Origin of the sequence: Kitasatospora sp. NPDC048239, from assembly GCF_043202015.1 — a bacterium.
Lineage (GTDB): Bacteria > Actinomycetota > Actinomycetes > Streptomycetales > Streptomycetaceae > Kitasatospora.
This window is the reverse complement of sequence record NZ_JBICZP010000001.1, coordinates 842,604-856,817: the sequence shown is the minus strand read 5'-3', so window position 1 is coordinate 856,817 and position 14,214 is coordinate 842,604. Positions and strand designations below refer to the sequence as shown.

General features: G+C 73.9%; 17 protein-coding genes. 10 read left to right on the top strand and 7 right to left on the bottom strand.

Going from position 1 to position 14,214, the window contains the following annotated elements; all coding sequences use genetic code 11:
* Positions 1-15: 15 nt before the first annotated feature.
* On the bottom strand, positions 16-921 hold the full coding sequence (locus tag ACGFZP_RS03745) for a cation diffusion facilitator family transporter (RefSeq protein ID WP_392928176.1): 906 nt from the start codon (positions 919-921) through the stop codon (positions 16-18).
* A gap of 1 nt (position 922) precedes the next feature.
* Positions 923-1,264, bottom strand: a complete 342-nt coding sequence (locus ACGFZP_RS03740; protein WP_392928174.1) for an ArsR/SmtB family transcription factor — start codon at positions 1,262-1,264, stop codon at positions 923-925.
* A gap of 200 nt (positions 1,265-1,464) precedes the next feature.
* Here ACGFZP_RS03740 and ACGFZP_RS03735 point away from each other — a divergent pair, with 200 nt between their 5' ends.
* The 4 genes from ACGFZP_RS03735 (at position 1,465) to ACGFZP_RS03720 (ending at position 5,776) form a co-directional block, all read left to right on the top strand.
* Positions 1,465-1,884, top strand: coding sequence for a molybdopterin-binding protein (locus ACGFZP_RS03735; RefSeq protein ID WP_392928172.1), 420 nt, complete (start codon positions 1,465-1,467; stop codon positions 1,882-1,884).
* A 473-nt stretch (positions 1,885-2,357) separates the two neighbouring features.
* Positions 2,358-3,881, top strand: coding sequence for a PucR family transcriptional regulator (locus ACGFZP_RS03730; protein ID WP_392928170.1), 1,524 nt, complete (start codon positions 2,358-2,360; stop codon positions 3,879-3,881).
* A 206-nt stretch (positions 3,882-4,087) separates the two neighbouring features.
* Complete coding sequence (locus ACGFZP_RS03725) at positions 4,088-4,444, top strand: YciI family protein (RefSeq protein WP_392928169.1); 357 nt, start codon at positions 4,088-4,090, stop codon at positions 4,442-4,444.
* Positions 4,445-4,507: 63 nt separating this feature from the next.
* Positions 4,508-5,776, top strand: coding sequence for an RNA polymerase sigma factor (locus tag ACGFZP_RS03720; protein WP_392928167.1), 1,269 nt, complete (start codon positions 4,508-4,510; stop codon positions 5,774-5,776).
* Here the strand turns inward: ACGFZP_RS03720 and ACGFZP_RS03715 are convergent.
* Positions 5,742-6,209 (bottom strand): MarR family winged helix-turn-helix transcriptional regulator, encoded by a 468-nt coding sequence (locus ACGFZP_RS03715; protein ID WP_392928342.1) that lies wholly within the window; start codon positions 6,207-6,209, stop codon positions 5,742-5,744. The two genes, ACGFZP_RS03720 and ACGFZP_RS03715, sit on opposite strands and share 35 nt — an antisense overlap.
* A gap of 155 nt (positions 6,210-6,364) precedes the next feature.
* Here ACGFZP_RS03715 and ACGFZP_RS03710 point away from each other — a divergent pair, with 155 nt between their 5' ends.
* Entirely contained in the window at positions 6,365-7,147 is a 783-nt protein-coding gene (locus tag ACGFZP_RS03710) for a dioxygenase (protein WP_392928166.1), read from the top strand.
* 75 nt (positions 7,148-7,222) lie between these two features.
* Here the strand turns inward: ACGFZP_RS03710 and ACGFZP_RS03705 are convergent, their stop codons facing one another.
* Genes ACGFZP_RS03705 through ACGFZP_RS03695 form a run of 3 tightly spaced genes read right to left on the bottom strand, consistent with a single transcriptional unit; the run spans position 7,223 to position 8,682 of the window.
* On the bottom strand, positions 7,223-7,606 hold the full coding sequence (locus ACGFZP_RS03705) for a VOC family protein (protein ID WP_392928164.1): 384 nt from the start codon (positions 7,604-7,606) through the stop codon (positions 7,223-7,225).
* Between the two features lie 39 nt (positions 7,607-7,645).
* Complete coding sequence (locus ACGFZP_RS03700; protein ID WP_392928162.1) at positions 7,646-8,215, bottom strand: GNAT family N-acetyltransferase; 570 nt, start codon at positions 8,213-8,215, stop codon at positions 7,646-7,648.
* Positions 8,212-8,682 (bottom strand): group II truncated hemoglobin, encoded by a 471-nt coding sequence (locus tag ACGFZP_RS03695; protein ID WP_392928160.1) that lies wholly within the window; start codon positions 8,680-8,682, stop codon positions 8,212-8,214. The genes ACGFZP_RS03700 and ACGFZP_RS03695 overlap by 4 nt, the downstream gene beginning before the upstream one ends.
* 232 nt (positions 8,683-8,914) lie before the next feature.
* On the opposite strand from ACGFZP_RS03695, the gene ACGFZP_RS03690 reads away from it, so the two are divergent.
* The 3 genes from ACGFZP_RS03690 to ACGFZP_RS03680 all read left to right on the top strand — a co-directional run bounded on the left by ACGFZP_RS03690 (position 8,915) and on the right by ACGFZP_RS03680 (position 11,705).
* Complete coding sequence (locus ACGFZP_RS03690; protein ID WP_392928158.1) at positions 8,915-9,688, top strand: SDR family NAD(P)-dependent oxidoreductase; 774 nt, start codon at positions 8,915-8,917, stop codon at positions 9,686-9,688.
* A 29-nt stretch (positions 9,689-9,717) separates the two neighbouring features.
* Positions 9,718-10,074: a MerR family transcriptional regulator gene (locus tag ACGFZP_RS03685; RefSeq protein WP_392928156.1), complete on the top strand. Its 357-nt coding sequence runs from the start codon at positions 9,718-9,720 to the stop codon at positions 10,072-10,074.
* A 98-nt stretch (positions 10,075-10,172) separates the two neighbouring features.
* Entirely contained in the window at positions 10,173-11,705 is a 1,533-nt protein-coding gene (locus tag ACGFZP_RS03680) for an AMP-binding protein (RefSeq protein WP_392928154.1), read from the top strand.
* Positions 11,706-11,743: 38 nt separating this feature from the next.
* On the opposite strand, the gene ACGFZP_RS03675 is transcribed toward ACGFZP_RS03680, so the two are convergent.
* The gene (locus tag ACGFZP_RS03675) at positions 11,744-12,640 is read right to left on the bottom strand and encodes a LuxR C-terminal-related transcriptional regulator (protein ID WP_392928152.1); all 897 of its coding nucleotides are present in this window, start codon (positions 12,638-12,640) and stop codon (positions 11,744-11,746) included.
* A 148-nt stretch (positions 12,641-12,788) separates the two neighbouring features.
* On the opposite strand from ACGFZP_RS03675, the gene ACGFZP_RS03670 reads away from it, so the two are divergent.
* Positions 12,789-13,631 (top strand): TIGR03084 family metal-binding protein, encoded by an 843-nt coding sequence (locus ACGFZP_RS03670; RefSeq protein WP_392928149.1) that lies wholly within the window; start codon positions 12,789-12,791, stop codon positions 13,629-13,631.
* Between the two features lie 103 nt (positions 13,632-13,734).
* The gene (locus ACGFZP_RS03665) at positions 13,735-14,202 is read left to right on the top strand and encodes a hypothetical protein (protein ID WP_392928147.1); all 468 of its coding nucleotides are present in this window, start codon (positions 13,735-13,737) and stop codon (positions 14,200-14,202) included.
* The last annotated feature ends 12 nt before the right edge of the window (positions 14,203-14,214 follow it).

The window sequence follows — 14,214 nt, the reverse complement described above, 5'->3', positions numbered from 1 at the left end:
GTTCCCGGGGCACCCTCAGGCGTGGGCCGGCGCGGCGCACGCGGGGCGGGCGGCGGGCTCCAGTTGGAGGGTGGTGTGGGCGATGCCGAAGTGGTCGGCGGTGCAGGCGCGCAGGCGGGTGAGGAGGTCGGCGGGGGCCTCGGCGGCGACCACGTGGGCGGTGAGGACGGGCATGCCGGAGGTGATCGTCCAGGCGTGCAGGTCGTGGACCTCCTCGACGCCGTCCTCGGCCAGCAGGTGCGTCCGCAGGGCGGCCAGGTCGACGTCCTTGGGAGTGGCCTCCAGGAGGACGTGGAGGGCGTCACGGAGCAGGAGGTAGGCCCGCGGGAGGATCATCACGCCGATCAGGAGGGAGGCGATCGGGTCGGCGTACTGCCAGCCGGTGAGCTGGATGACGACGGCGGCGGCGATCGCCGCGACCGAGCCGAGGGCGTCGCCCAGGACTTCGAGGTAGGCGCCGCGCAGGTTGAGGCTGTGGTCCTTGCCGCCGCGCAGCAGGGCGACGCCGACCAGGTTGGCGGCGAGGCCGACGAGCGCGACCACCAGCATCAGTCCGCCCTGGACCTCCACCGGTTGGCCGAGGCGCCGGACGGCGCCGTAGGCGACCCAGGCGAAGACGCCGATCAGCAGGAGGGAGTTGGCCAGCGCGGCCAGGATCTCCAGGCGGTAGTGGCCGAAGGTCCGCTGGAGGGTCGGCGAACGCTGGGCGATCTGGACGGCGATCAGGGCCAGGGTGACGCCGGAGAGGTCGGTGAGCATGTGCCCGGAGTCGGCGAGCAGGGCGAGGCTGCCGGAGAGCAGGCCGCCGACCACCTGGAAGACCAGGACGGTGGCGGTGACGGAGATGGTCAGCAGCATCCGACGGCGGTAGGCACCGCTGACGGTGGCGGGGGCGGTGGCGGAGGCGTGGTTGGCACCCATGTCAGTGCTCCTCCCGGGCGGGGTCGAGCGGCCGGACGGCTTCGAGCAGGTCCCGCAGGGCGTGGGCCAGCCGGTCGTCGGCCAGGTGGTAGCGGGTGCGGCGGCCTTCGGGGACGGTCCGCACCAGTCCGCAGTCCCGCAGGCAGGCGAGGTGGTTGGAGACGTTCGCCCTGGTCAGGCCGAGCTCCTCGGCGAGGTCGGCCGGGTAGTGGGGGTCGGCGAGCAGGGCGAGCAGGATGCGGCGCCGGCTGGTGTCGGCAAGGGCCTTGCCGACCCGTTCCATGGCCGCCTCCTGCGCCGCGGAGGGGAGGTGCGGGATGCGGGTGGGGCTGGTCGGTTCCATGACCCAACAGTACATTCACAGCTGAATTCAGCAAGCGCTGTATCGTTGGCCCCCGCAGCTGCAAGCGCGGCGCGCGACTTGCCCCGGCAGCTGCGAACGGCCGTCAGAACTGCCCCGACCTGGACTTTCATTGCCCCTAGGGTGGGTAGCGGCACGATCGGGACCGCGTCATTCCATGATCGAAAGAACGAGGAACCACCATGAGCCTGAGCATCCGCAACCAGATTCCCGGCACGGTCACCGCCATCGCGACCGGCGAGGTCATGGCCACCGTGAAGGTGCGCCTCGCCTCCGGACAGCAGCTCACCGCCGCCGTCACCCTGGACGCCGTCAAGGACCTCGGCCTCGGCGAGGGCAGCGAGGTGCGGGCCCTGGTGAAGTCCACCGAGGTCTCGCTGGCCACCGGCCCGGTCGCCGGCCTGTCGATCCGCAACCAGATCCCGGGCACGGTGTCGGAGATCGCCACCGGCGGGGCGATGGCCGGGGTGAAGGTCACCGTCGAGGGCGGCGAGCTCACCGCCGCGATCACCGCGGACGCCGTGGCCGACCTGGGCCTGAAGGCCGGCTCGCCGGTCGTCGCACTGATCAAGTCGACCGAGGTCTCGCTCGCGACCGCCTGAGGACGCGCGCCGACGCCGGCCCGGGCGGCGGAGCGGCCGCCGCGGCTCAGGCCGCCGGTTCGCCGAGCGGGCCCAGCCAGACCGCGGTGACGCCGCTGACGTAGCGGGCGCCGCAGTGGCCGTCGGGGACGACCGGCTGCGGGCCCGCGTCGTCGAGCGGGGCGCCGTCAGGAATATTTCAGCCGCATGTGCAATGCCAAGCCGCCAATCAGGCCGCAGCTGCGACAGGGGGAAAGAGCGGACGCGGGGGTGTGTGGGGCGCACCGGAGGAGACACTGCGGCGCGCCCCGCACCGATTGAAGCAAGGCGGCAACGGTACGGACGACTGGTTCCGGGCACCATCCGCAGGGGCCTTCGCTGGATGATCAAACAAGGAAGATTGCCACGCTCCGGCTTGCATTTACGATGCCAGTGCGCACCTGAAGCTTGCACCTGCGAGTCATGGCCCCGCGCGGAGGCACAAGGAGCGAGAGATGATCGTCGGAGACCTGCTGCACCTGGCCGACCTGGACATCCGGCTGGCCTGGGGCACGCCGGACCTCCTCGCCCGGCAGGTCGCCGGCGTCAGCTCCACCGACCTCCAGGACCCGGCCCGCTACCTCCAGCCCGGCGAGGTCGTCCTCACCGGGCTGGTCTGGTGGCAGCCCGCCGACGCCTCCGGGGCGCTGCGCTTCGCCACCGCGCTGCGCAGCGCGGGCGTCGCGGCGCTGCTGGCGGGCGAGGGCACCCACGGCAGCGTGCCGGAGAGCCTGGTGGAGGCCTGCCGCACCCATGGCATTCCGCTGCTCGCGGTGCCCGCCGGGACGAGCTTCCGGGCCGTCACCGACCGCGTGTACCTGCGGCTCTGGGGCGATCTGCGGGCCGGCTCGCAGGACGCGGCGGCGATCCCGGACACCGTGCGGCGCGAACTCGCCGAGCTCACCCACGCGGGCGCCGGGGCCGGGGAGGTGCTGACGCACGCGGTGGGGCGGCTCGGGGTGCCGGACTGCTCGGTCCTGACGGCCGGCGGGCGGCTGGTGGCCGCCACCTCCGCGCCCACCCCGCCGACCGAGCGCGGGGACGGCGGGCTGGCGGTCGGACCTCAGGACGGCTCGCCGTTCGACGGTTGGCGGCTGCGGCCGCACGTCCGGGACGCCGGGGCCGAGCCGCTGTGGCAGGGGCTGGCCGAGCTGCTCGCCCCGCTCGCCACCCGGGCGCACGCGGAGGCGGCGGTGCACCGGCTGGCAGCCGGGCGGCTGCTCGACGTGCTCGGCGGGGACGGCTCGGGCGACCTCGCCGAGGCACTGGCCGCCTGCGGTCTGCCGGGGCTCGCGCCGCTGGTCGCGGTGACCGCGCGGATCGACGGCGGGCGGGCCGGTGAAGTCCCGGCCGGGTGGGCCGCGCAGGCGCTCGCGGAGGCGCTGGAGCCGCTGGGTGAGCCGTACGCCGCCGGGGCGGACCGGGCCGGGCGGGCGGGCGCGCTGGTGGCCGCCCCCGCCGAGCGGGTCGCCGAGCGGCTGCGCCGGGCCCGGCCCGCGCTGCAGGCCCGGCTTACCGGGCGGCGCGCCCTGCGGGTCGGGGTCGGCCCGGCGGCCCCGCCCGCCACCGCACCGCTGCGGGCCGCGCTGGTGCAGGCCCGGTACGTGCTGGAGGGCGCGGCGGGCCCGGTCGGCAGCGCCGCCGAGCTGGACTCGCTGGCCGGGCTGCTGCGCGGCATCCCGCCGGAGGTCACGGCGGCGTTCCACGCCCGGCTGCTGGCGCCGCTGGCCGCGCACGACCGGGAGAACGGCGTCTCGCTGCTCGGCACCCTGGCGGTCTTCCTGGACCACGACGGCTCGTGGGCGCGGACGGCCGAGTCGCTGCACATCCACGTGAACACGGTGCACTACCGGATCCGGCGGATCGAGGAGCTCACCGGCCGCAACCTGGCCCGGCTCCGGGACCGCCTCGACCTCCGGGCGGCGCTGCTCTGCGCGCCGGAGCGGCAGCCCGCGCCGGTGGCGGCCCCGGCGCGCTGAGCAGGCGGCGGCGGGCTCGGGCGGCATTGGTTCGGGCGGCGCGGCCCAGGCGGCAGCCGCCGCTCCGGTGGCCCGGTCGAAAACTTCTCGGAAGAATTCCGGACGGCCTGTCGATCCGGCCGTCTCCCGTTCGTCGCAGGGGTGGGAGACGGGGACGGACCCCGCCGCTCGTACCGAACCGAACCGCACCGCACCGAGGAGTCACCATGCCGCGCTTTATGACGCTGATCCGCATCAACGAGCAGGACGCCCCCGCCATGACGCCCGACGCCGACCTCGAGAAGCGGATGGGCGCACTGTTCGAGGAGATCACCAAGGCCGGGGTGATGCTGGAGACCGCCGGCCTCAAGCCGACCGCCGAGGCCACCCGGATCACCTGGTCGGACGGGTCGCTGAGCTACACCGACGGGCCGTTCACCGAGACCAAGGAGGTCGTCGGCGGCTACGCGATCCTCCAGTGCAAGGACCGGGCCGAGGCCCTGGAGTGGACCAGGCGCTTCCTCCAGGTCCACCCGAAGGAGTGGACCGTCGGCGCCGAGGTCCGGCAGATCGACGAGGCCTGAGCACCTGGTGAACCACCGCGCCGCGGTTGCCCCGTCCCCGTCCGGCTGCTCTGATGGGGGGCCGTGACGGAGACGGACGCGGCGGCCGCGGTGGAGACGGTGTTCAGGATCGAGTCCGCGCGGATCATCGCCGGTGTCACCCGCATCGTGCGGGACGTGGGCATCGCCGAGGAGATCGCGCAGGACGCCCTGGTCGCCGCGCTGGAGCAGTGGCCGCGGTCGGGCGTCCCGGACCGCCCGGGCGCCTGGCTGACGGCCACCGCCAAGCACCGCGCGATCGACCTGGTCCGCCGCCGGGAGACGTACGCCCGCAAGCTCGCCGAGGTCGGGCGGACGCTGGAGGACACGCCGCCGCCCGAGCCGGCCGAGGCCGACGACATCGACGACGACCTGCTGCGGCTGATCTTCACCGCCTGCCATCCGGTGCTGTCGGAGCAGGCCAGGATCGCGCTGACGCTGCGGCTGCTGGGCGGGCTGACCACCCCGGAGATCGCCCGCGCGTTCCTGGCCGCCGAGTCGACCGTCGCCCAGCGGATCGTCCGCGCCAAGCGGAGCCTCGCCGCGGCGCGGGTCCCCTTCGAGGTGCCGTACGGCGCCGACCGGGCGGCCCGGCTCTCCTCCGTCCTGGAGGTCGTCTACCTGATCTTCAACGAGGGGTACTCGGCCACGGCCGGCGACGACCTGCTGCGGCCGGCGCTCTGCGAGGACGCCCTGCGGCTGTCCCGGGTACTGGCCGGGCTGATGCCCGAGGAGCCGGAGGTGCACGGCCTGGCCGCACTGCTGGAGTTCCAGGCCTCCCGCACGGCGGCCCGGACCGGCCCGGACGGCCGACCGGTGCTGCTCGCCGACCAGAACCGCGCCCGCTGGGACGGGCTGCTGCTCCGCCGCGGCTTCGAGTCCCTGGCGCGGGTGGGCGGCGGTCCGTACGGCCCGTACGCGGTGCAGGCCGCCATCGCCGCCTGCCACGCCCGGGCGGCCCGCTACCAGGACACCGACTGGCCGACCATCGCCGCGCTCTACGGGCGGCTGGTGGCGCTGAGCCCGTCCCCCGTGGTGGAGCTGAACCGGGCGGTGGCCGTCTCGATGGCCGAGGGCCCCGCGGCCGGGCTGGAGCTGCTGGACGCGCTGACGGACGTCCTCGCCGGGTACCACCTGCTGCCGAGCGTGCGGGGGGACCTGCTGGAGCGGCTGGGGCGGGTCGAGGAGGCCCGGGCCCAGTTCGAGCAGGCCGCGGCGCTGACCCGCAACGCCCGGGAGCGGGAGCTGCTGCTGGAGCGGGCGGCGCGGTGCTCCGCCGTCACGCCCCGTCGTCGAGCCGCAGACGGGCGCTGACCTCGCCGAGGCCCTCGGCGAGGACGGCGAGCTGCTCGCGGCTGAGCACGTCGATCAGCAGCTCGCGGACCAGCGCGACGTGGCCGGGGGCCGCCTGGCGCAGGGCCTCGCGGCCCTGCTCGGTGAGTTCGGCGAAGACCCCGCGCACGTCGCTCGGGCAGGAGCGGCGGCCGACCAGGCCCATCCGCTCCAACTGGGTGACCTGGTAGGTCAGACCGCTCTTGGAGGTGACCAGCTTCTCCGCCAGCTCGGTCATCCGCAGCGAGCCGGCCGGGGCGGCCGAGAGGTGTACCAGGACCTCGTACTGGGTGTGCGAGAGGCCCGAGTCCTCCTTGAGCTGGCGCTCCAGGCGGCGGTTGAGCAGGTTGCTCGCGGTGACGAAACCCCGCCAGGCGGCCATTTCGTCCTGGTCCAGCCAGCGGGGGTCGTTCAGGGAGGGCATGGGGGAATCGTACTCCTGTTGTTCAAATTCGAACCAAGGTGTACCTTCGAGGTGTCGAGGTTCAAAATTGAACTATCTGCGACCCGCCCGGGTCCACCGGGAGACCGGAACCTCGCGGAGCCCCGAGGAAGCCGAGGAGAGACGCCATGAGCACCGCAGCCCCCGAGCGTATGCCCGCCCTCTACCTCTCGCACGGCGCGCCGCCGCTGGCCGACGACCCGGTCTGGCCCGGCGAGCTGGCCGCCTGGTCGGCCGGCCTGCCCCGCCCGAAGGCCGTCCTGATGGTCTCCGCGCACTGGGAGGAGGCCCCGCTCGCACTCGGCGCCGTCACCACCGTGCCACTGGTCTACGACTTCTGGGGCTTCCCCGAGCACTACTACCGGGTGCAGTACGCCGCTCCCGGCGCACCGGAGCTCGCCGAGCGCGTGCGCAAGCTGCTGCGCGCCCCCGGCACCCCCGTCCAGGACATCCCGGACCGGGGCCTGGACCACGGCGCGTACGTGCCGCTGGTCGAGATGTTCCCGGACGCGGACATCCCCGTCCTCCAGGTGTCCATGCCCACCCTGGACCCGCAGCGGCTGCTGGAGATCGGCCGCCGGCTCGCCCCGCTGCGCGACGAGGGCGTCCTGATCGTCGGCAGCGGCTTCTTCACCCACAACCTGCGGGCGCTCAGCTCGGACGGCCGGGTGACGTCCGTGATGGCCGAGTTCGACGACTGGGGGCGGCGCGCCCTGGAGGCGCAGGACCTCGACGCGCTGCTCGACTTCGAGCAGAAGGCCCCGGCCGGGCGGCTCGCCCACCCGCGCACCGAGCACTTCGCCCCGCTGTTCGTCACCCTGGGCGCCGGGGAGGCCGACCTCGGCAGCCAGCGCAGCGTCATCGACGGGTTCTGGATGGGGCTGGCGAAGCGCTCGATCCAGCTGGGCTGAGGCTCCGCGGGGTCGCGCCGTTGCACACGGCGCGACCCCGCCCCCGTTCGTACGGTGCGAGCGACCGGGCGGGTGTCAGCCGCCGGTCACGGCCCGCTCGGCGGCGCTGCGCTCGACGCAGAACTCGTTGCCCGCAGGGTCCGCAAGGGTCGCCCAACCGCGGCCGTCCGGCGTGCGGTGGTCCTCGACCAGGGTCGCGCCCAGGGCCAGCAGGCGCTCCACCTCCTCGTCGCGGGTACGGTCCTGCGGCTGGAGGTCCAGGTGGATGCGGTTCTTCACCGACTTGCCCTCGGGCACGACGATGAACAGCAGCCCGACCCCGGCCGACTCCACCAGGACCTCCGGGTCACCCGGCTCGTCGCCCTCGCCCAGCTTGCCGTCCAGCGCCTTCACCCAGAACCCGGCGAGCTGGTAGGCGTCGGCGCAATCGATCGTCACATGTCGTACAAGAGAAGCCATGGGGCCACTCTGACCTGCCTTTCGTCCCCGGTCCAGCCGTTATCCGGCGGGTACCGCGGCACGGCTGTGCAGATGGCCGTCCAGCGGGAACGGCGGCCGGGCCGGGAGCACCGTCTCGAAGCGGTAGCCGGTCCTCTCCGCCACCCGGCAGGAGGCCTGGTTGTCCACCTGGTGCAGCAGGTCGAGCCGGACGAGGCCGTCGGCGGCGAACACCTCGAACGCCCAGCGGGTGAGCGCCTCCAGCGCGCGCGGCGCCACGCCCCGGCCGCGAGCGGCGGCCGCCGTCCAGTACCCCACCTCGGCGCGGGTGAGGTCGGCGGCGCCGCGCTTGAGCACCACGTTGGCGACCAGCGCGCCGCCCTCCTCCTCCACCGCGAAGCTGTAGCGGTCGCCGTCCGTCCAGCCCCGGCGCTGGACGTCCAGCCAGCGGGCGGCGGCGGCCCCGTCCGTCACCGGGTCCTGGGTGAAGTGCCGCAGCACCGGATCGCGGTAGACCTCGACCAGGGCCGGGGCGTCCTCGTCGCGGAACTGCCGCAGGACCAGCCCGGCGGCCGTCGGGGCGGGCAGGCCCCCGACCGGCGGGGTGGGGCGGGTGAGCGGCAGCGTCATTTCGCGAGCCCCTCCCAGCCCCAGCGCGGCGTCGGGCCCGGGTCTCCGAGGTCCGCGCCGACCGGGGTGGCCGAGACGTCCTTGGCGATCCTGGTGCCCCAGTCGAAGTACTCCAGCACCCGGCGGCGCAGCAGTTCGTCCTCCGGCAGCTCGTTGCCGACCGCGACGGCCATCAGCTCCATCCAGCGGTCGCGCTGCTCCTCGGTGATCGACAGGCCGAGGTGCGTGCGGAGCAGCGCCTGGTGGCCGCCGAGCTCGTCGGTGAAGCGGGCCGGGCCGCCGAAGATCTCGGCCAGCCAGACGGCGACGTGCTCGATGTGGGTGGTGGTGAAGTTGGCGAAGACGGGGGCCAGCAGAGGGTCCGCCAGCACTCCGTCGTAGAAGGTGTTGCTCAGCCGGCGCAGTGCCTCGATGCCGCCGACGGCCTCGTACAGACTCCCGGTGTGTTCGTCCCGTTCGTCGCTCATGCGTGTCTCCCCGTGGGATCGGTGCGCCCGGTGCGTGACGGCCGGGCGGGTGGGCCCGGCGCCGTGCGCGGGTGTGTGCGCGGGTGTGTGCGCGACCTTCCTAACAGTCGGCGGGCCCGGATGCCTCCCGCTCCCCCGCCCTGTTCGCCGCCGGCTCAGCAAGCGGACGTACCACTTCCTGTTGCCGAGGCCTTGACCTTGACACTGGCGGCAGTGTTGCACTCTTTGAAACATGAACTTCTCAGCACAGCGCTCCACCACCCCGAGAGTCGTCCTGGTCACCGGTGCCGGGACCGGGATCGGGCGGGCCACCGCCCACGCCTTCGCCGAACAGGGGCCCGAGGTGCAGGTGGTGGTGGTGGGTCGGCGGGCCGAGCCACTGGCGGACACCGCCCGGAGCCACCCCGGGCGGATCCACCCGCTGGTCGCGGACATCACCGAGGACGAGGCGCCGGAGGCGTTGGTCCGCGAGGTGATGGAGCGGCACGGGCGGCTGGACGTCCTGGTCAACAACGCCGGGATCGTCCTCAGCGGCGGGCTCGGGAGCCTCACGGTGGACGGCATCGAGGCCCAGCTGGCGACCAACCTGATCGCCGCCGTGCTGCTCAGCCAGGCCGCGCTGCCGCTGCTGGAGGAGAGCCGCGGCGTGATCGTCAACGTCAGCACCTCGGTGGGCCAGCGGGGTTGGCCCGGCAACTCGGTGTACGCGGCGAGCAAGGCCGCACTGGAGGTGCTCTCCCGCAGCTGGGCGGTGGAGCTGGCGCCGCGCGGGGTGCGGGTGGTGGCGGTGGCTCCCGGGGCGATCGAGACCCCGATCGGCGAGCACTCCGGGCTGAGCAGGGAGCAGCAGGACGCGGTCCGGCAGTGGCAGATCGCACACACACCGCTCGGGCGGATCGGCCGGCCCGCGGAGGTGGCCTGGGCCATCACGCAACTCGCATCCCCGCAGGCCTCGTTCGTCACCGGAGTAGTCTTGCCCGTGGACGGAGGCGCCGTCGTGGGGTGACGGGCCGCGCAAGGATGGGGCGAGGACAGGTGCGGATCGGAGAGCTGGCCCGGGCGACGGGCACCACGGCACGGGCGCTGCGCCACTACGAGCAGGCCCGGCTGATCAGCTCGGCCCGCGCGGCCAACGGCTACCGGGTGTACGACGCCTCGCAGGCGGTGCGGGTCCGCAACATCCGCTCCCTGCTGGACTCCGGGTTCACCCTGGAGGACATCCAGTTGCTGATGCCCTGTCTGGACGGCGACGTGCTGGCCAAGCCGCCGAGCACCGAGCTGCTGCGGGTCGCCCGGGAGCGGCTGGCCGTCCTGGAGCGCCGGATCGCCACCCAGACCGCGGCCCGGGACCGGCTGGCCGCGGCCCTGGCGCGGGTGGGCGACGGCGCCTGAGGGCGCCGGCCCCGCCGGGTCCGTTCGGCGGCTGCCCGTACGGGTGACACCCCCGATCGGGGGTGTGCAGCGGGCGGCGTGCGGAGGACAGTGGGCGCATGCAGATTCCACTCTCCGTGATGGACTTCCTCGACCGGGCCGAGCTGGTCTACGGCGACCGGGTCGGCATCGTCGACGAGCCGGACCAACCGGCCCGGTCCTGGGGCGAGCTGAGCTACCGTCGGATCGCCGAACTGGCCCGGGCACAGGCCGCCGGACTCGACCGGCTGGGCGTCGGACCGGGCGAACGGGTCGCGATCGTCTCGCACAACTCGGCCCGGCTGATGACCTCGATGTACGGCGTGAGCGGGCACGGCCGGGTGCTGGTACCGGTCAACTTCCGCCTGAAGGCGGAGGAGGTCGCGTACATCGTCGAGCAGAGCGGCGCCTCCGTGCTGCTGGTCGACCCCGAGGTGGCCGACGCGCTGTCGGGGGTCACGGCCAAGCACACCTTCGTGATCGGCGCCGAGAGCGACGCCCTGCTGTACGACTTCGACCATGCGCCGCGGCGGTACGAGATCGCCGAGAACGACACCGCCACCCTCAACTACACCAGTGGAACCACCGCCCGCCCCAAGGGCGTTCAGCTCACCCACCGGAACATCTGGCTGAACGCCGTGCTGATGGGCCTGCACTTCGGGGCCGACGACCGGGACGTCTACCTGCACACCCTGCCGATGTTCCACGCGAACGGCTGGGGCCTGCCGTTCGCGCTCACCGGACTGGGCGCCCGGCACATCGTGCTGCGCAAGGTGGACGGCGCCGAGATCCTGCGCCGGATCGACGAGCACGGGGTGACCTTCCTGTGCGGGGCGCCCGCGGTGGTGTCGATGGTGCTGGACGCCGCCGCCGACTGGGACGGGCCGGTCCCCGGCCGGGACAGGGTGCGGATGATCGTGGCCGGCGCGCCGCCGCCGACCTCGGTGGTGCAGCGCATCGAGTCCGAACTCGGCTGGGAGTTCCTGCAGATCTACGGCCTGACCGAGACCTCGCCGGTGGTGACGGTCAACCGCACCCGCGCGGAGTGGGACGAACTGCCCTCCGCCGAGCGGGCGGAGAGGCTGGTCCAGGCGGGCGCGCCGGCCCTCGGCAACCAACTGCGGGTGGACGGCCAGGGCGAGGTGCTGGTGCGCTCCAACGTCGTGATGGACGGCTACTGGCGCCAGCCGCAGGAGACTTCGGAGGCGATCCGGGACGGCTGGTTCCACACCGGCGACGGCGGGACGCTCACCGACGGCTATCTGACCATCTCGGACCGGAAGAAGGACGTCATCATCAGCGGCGGGGAGAACGTCTCCTCGATCGAGGTGGAGGACTGCCTCTACGACCACCCGGCGGTGGCCGAGGTCGCGGTGATCGGCGTGCCGGACGAGAAGTGGGGTGAGACGGTCAAGGCGCTGGTGGTGCTCAAGCCCGGGCAGGACGCCGGGGAGGCGGAGCTGATCGCGCACTGCAAGCAGCGGCTGGCGGGGTACAAGTCGCCGACCTCGGTGGAGTTCCGGGACACGCTGCCGCGTACCACGACCGGCAAGCTGCAGAAGTTCCGGCTGCGCGAGCCCTACTGGGCCGAGCGGGGGCGCCAGGTCAACTGAGGCGCGCGGTCGCACTGCGGGCCGGCTGATCCACCGGGTCAGCCGATCAGCCCGGACTCCCGGGCGAGGAGGGCGAGTTCGGTCCGGTTGCGGGCGCCGAGCTTGTGCATGGCGCTCTTCAGGTAGCCGGTCACGGTGTTGCAGGTGAGACCCAGCTGGGCGGCGATCTCCGGGTTGGTCCGGCCGGTCGCCGCCCAGCGCAGCACCTCGTGCTCGCGCCGGGTCAGCGCGGCCCGCGACGGCACGGCCGTCGCCGCTCCGGCCGGTGGACCCGCCGATGGGACCGGTGGTTGGCCCCGCGGTGGGCCCTCCACCGGGCCGGCCGCCGGGCCGGTCCAGGCGGCGGCGCCGGCCAGCGCCCGGGTGGCGGCCGCGGCGAGCCTGCTGACGGCGGCGATCCGGACGTCCCCGAACGGGACGACGGCGCGCAGCGAGGCGTACACCACGCCGTGCACCGCGCCGCCGTGCAGCAGCGGCACGGTGAGCATCGCGTAGAGGTCCTCCGCGGTGACCGCCGCATCGTAGTGGTGCGAGATGGTGGTGGCGGCACGGTAGTCGGGCACCCAGCTGGGGGCGCGCTCGGCCAGCGCCCGGCCGCCGAGGCCGGTGCCGGCGGGTACGGCGAGGTCGTGCAGCAGATCGGCCCGGGTGCCGGACCAGTGGCGCAGCACCATGCCCTCGGGGCCGCCGGCGCCGACGGCCGCCCGACCGGGGGCGGGCACGCCGACCAGGCCGACGTCGGCGCCGCAGTCGGCGACCACGCGGCGGGCGAGGTCGCCGAGCACCGCGTCCCGGACCAGCTCGGCGGCCCGGGCGGCGAGATCGTCGGCGGGGCCCGCGACGGGGCCCGCGAGGGCGCCGGGATAGGCGGTACGGGAGGCGCGCGCGGCAACGCCGTCGGCCGCCCGGAAGGGGGTGTCCGCAGCCCTGGTCATCGCGCGATTCTCACACGCGGTACGGCCGGTGGCGAGGGTCGTGACGTGCATGTTCGATGGAGTCCCCGATGGAGCCGCCCGGCGGCCCGTAGGGTGCGGCCTTGGGTTACCGATGGGTCAGCACTGACCGATGAGAATGGGGATGCCGATGACGAGCCCGAGCCCGAAGCCGAACCCGAAGGCTCCGAACGTCCTGGACGGCCTGTTGGCCGACCTGCGGGCCGAGAGCGAGGTGCTGGACGGCCTGGTGGCCGGGCTGGCGCCGGAGCAGTGGGCCCTGCCGACACCGGCCGAGGGCTGGACGATCGCCCACCAGATCGCCCACCTGGCGTGGACGGACGACTGGGCCACCCTGTCGGCGCGTGACGCGGAGGCCTTCGGCGAGGCGATCGGCGGGCTCTTCGGGGAGCTGCTCGCGGCGGGCGCCGACCCGGTGGAGGAGGGTGCGGCCCGCGGTGCGGCCGAGGAGCCCAGGGCGCTGCTGGCGCGCTGGCGGGCCGGGCGGGAGCAGGTGCTGGCGGTGCTGGACGCGGCGCCGGCCGACATCCGGCTGCCGTGGTTCGGTCCCCCGATGAAGCCGGCCTCGATGGCCACCGCCCGGCTGATGGAGACCTGGGCGCACGGGCAGGACGTCGCGGACGCGCTCGGCGCGGTGCGCGAACCGTCGGCGCGGCTGCGGCACATCGCGCACCTGGGGGTGCGGACGATGGGGTTCGCCTTCACGCTGCACGGGCTGCCGGCGCCCGAGGCCCCGGTCCGGGTGGAGCTGACCGGGCCGGGCGGGGAGTCCTGGGCCTGGGGCCCCGAGGACGCGGTGGACCGGGTGAGCGGGCCCGCCCTGGACTTCTGCCTGCTGGTGACCCAGCGCCGGCACCCGGACGACCTGGGGCTGACCGCCTCCGGCGAGCTGGCGACGGCCTGGCTGCCGATCGCGCAGGCCTTCGCCGGCGCACCCGGAAAGGGACGCGATGCGGATGGCCGAGCAAACTGAATCATCGTCAAATCCTATGAGGGAGAAGCTAAACCACTCCTTCTGGCGATAGGCAGAGTTCGTTCGCGAATGATGGAATTCCCCCATGATTCGCCTTGCCACCATGCGTACTGTTCTGGCCGGTGCCGCCGCCCTCCTCGCGGTCGGCGGCCTGGCCTCCGCCCCGGTCCAGGCCTTCGCCCTGCCGACCGACCTGCCCGGCTCGTCCCGGGCGGTGGAGGTCCGGGCCGGCACCGCGGCCGCCCACCGGGTGGTCACCTTCGTCCAGGAGTACAGCCGGGCGGTGCTCGGCCAGAGCGGCGAGAGCCCCCGCGCGGTCCGCGAGCGCTTCCTCTCCCCGCATCTGAACTTCCGCCTCGACGCCTGGGCCGCCAAGCACGACGCCGATCCGGTGTTCCGCGCCCAGAACGTGCCGGCCGAGTGGTCCGTCCAGCAGGTGGCCGAGGAGTACGGCTTCGCCTCGGTGCGCTTTACCGAGTACTGGGGAGGCGGCAACAACCAGGAGGTCTGGTTCACCGTCCGCCTCGGGGATCTCCGGATCGTCGAGCTGAACGACCAACCCGCCTTCTGACCCCTCCCGTTA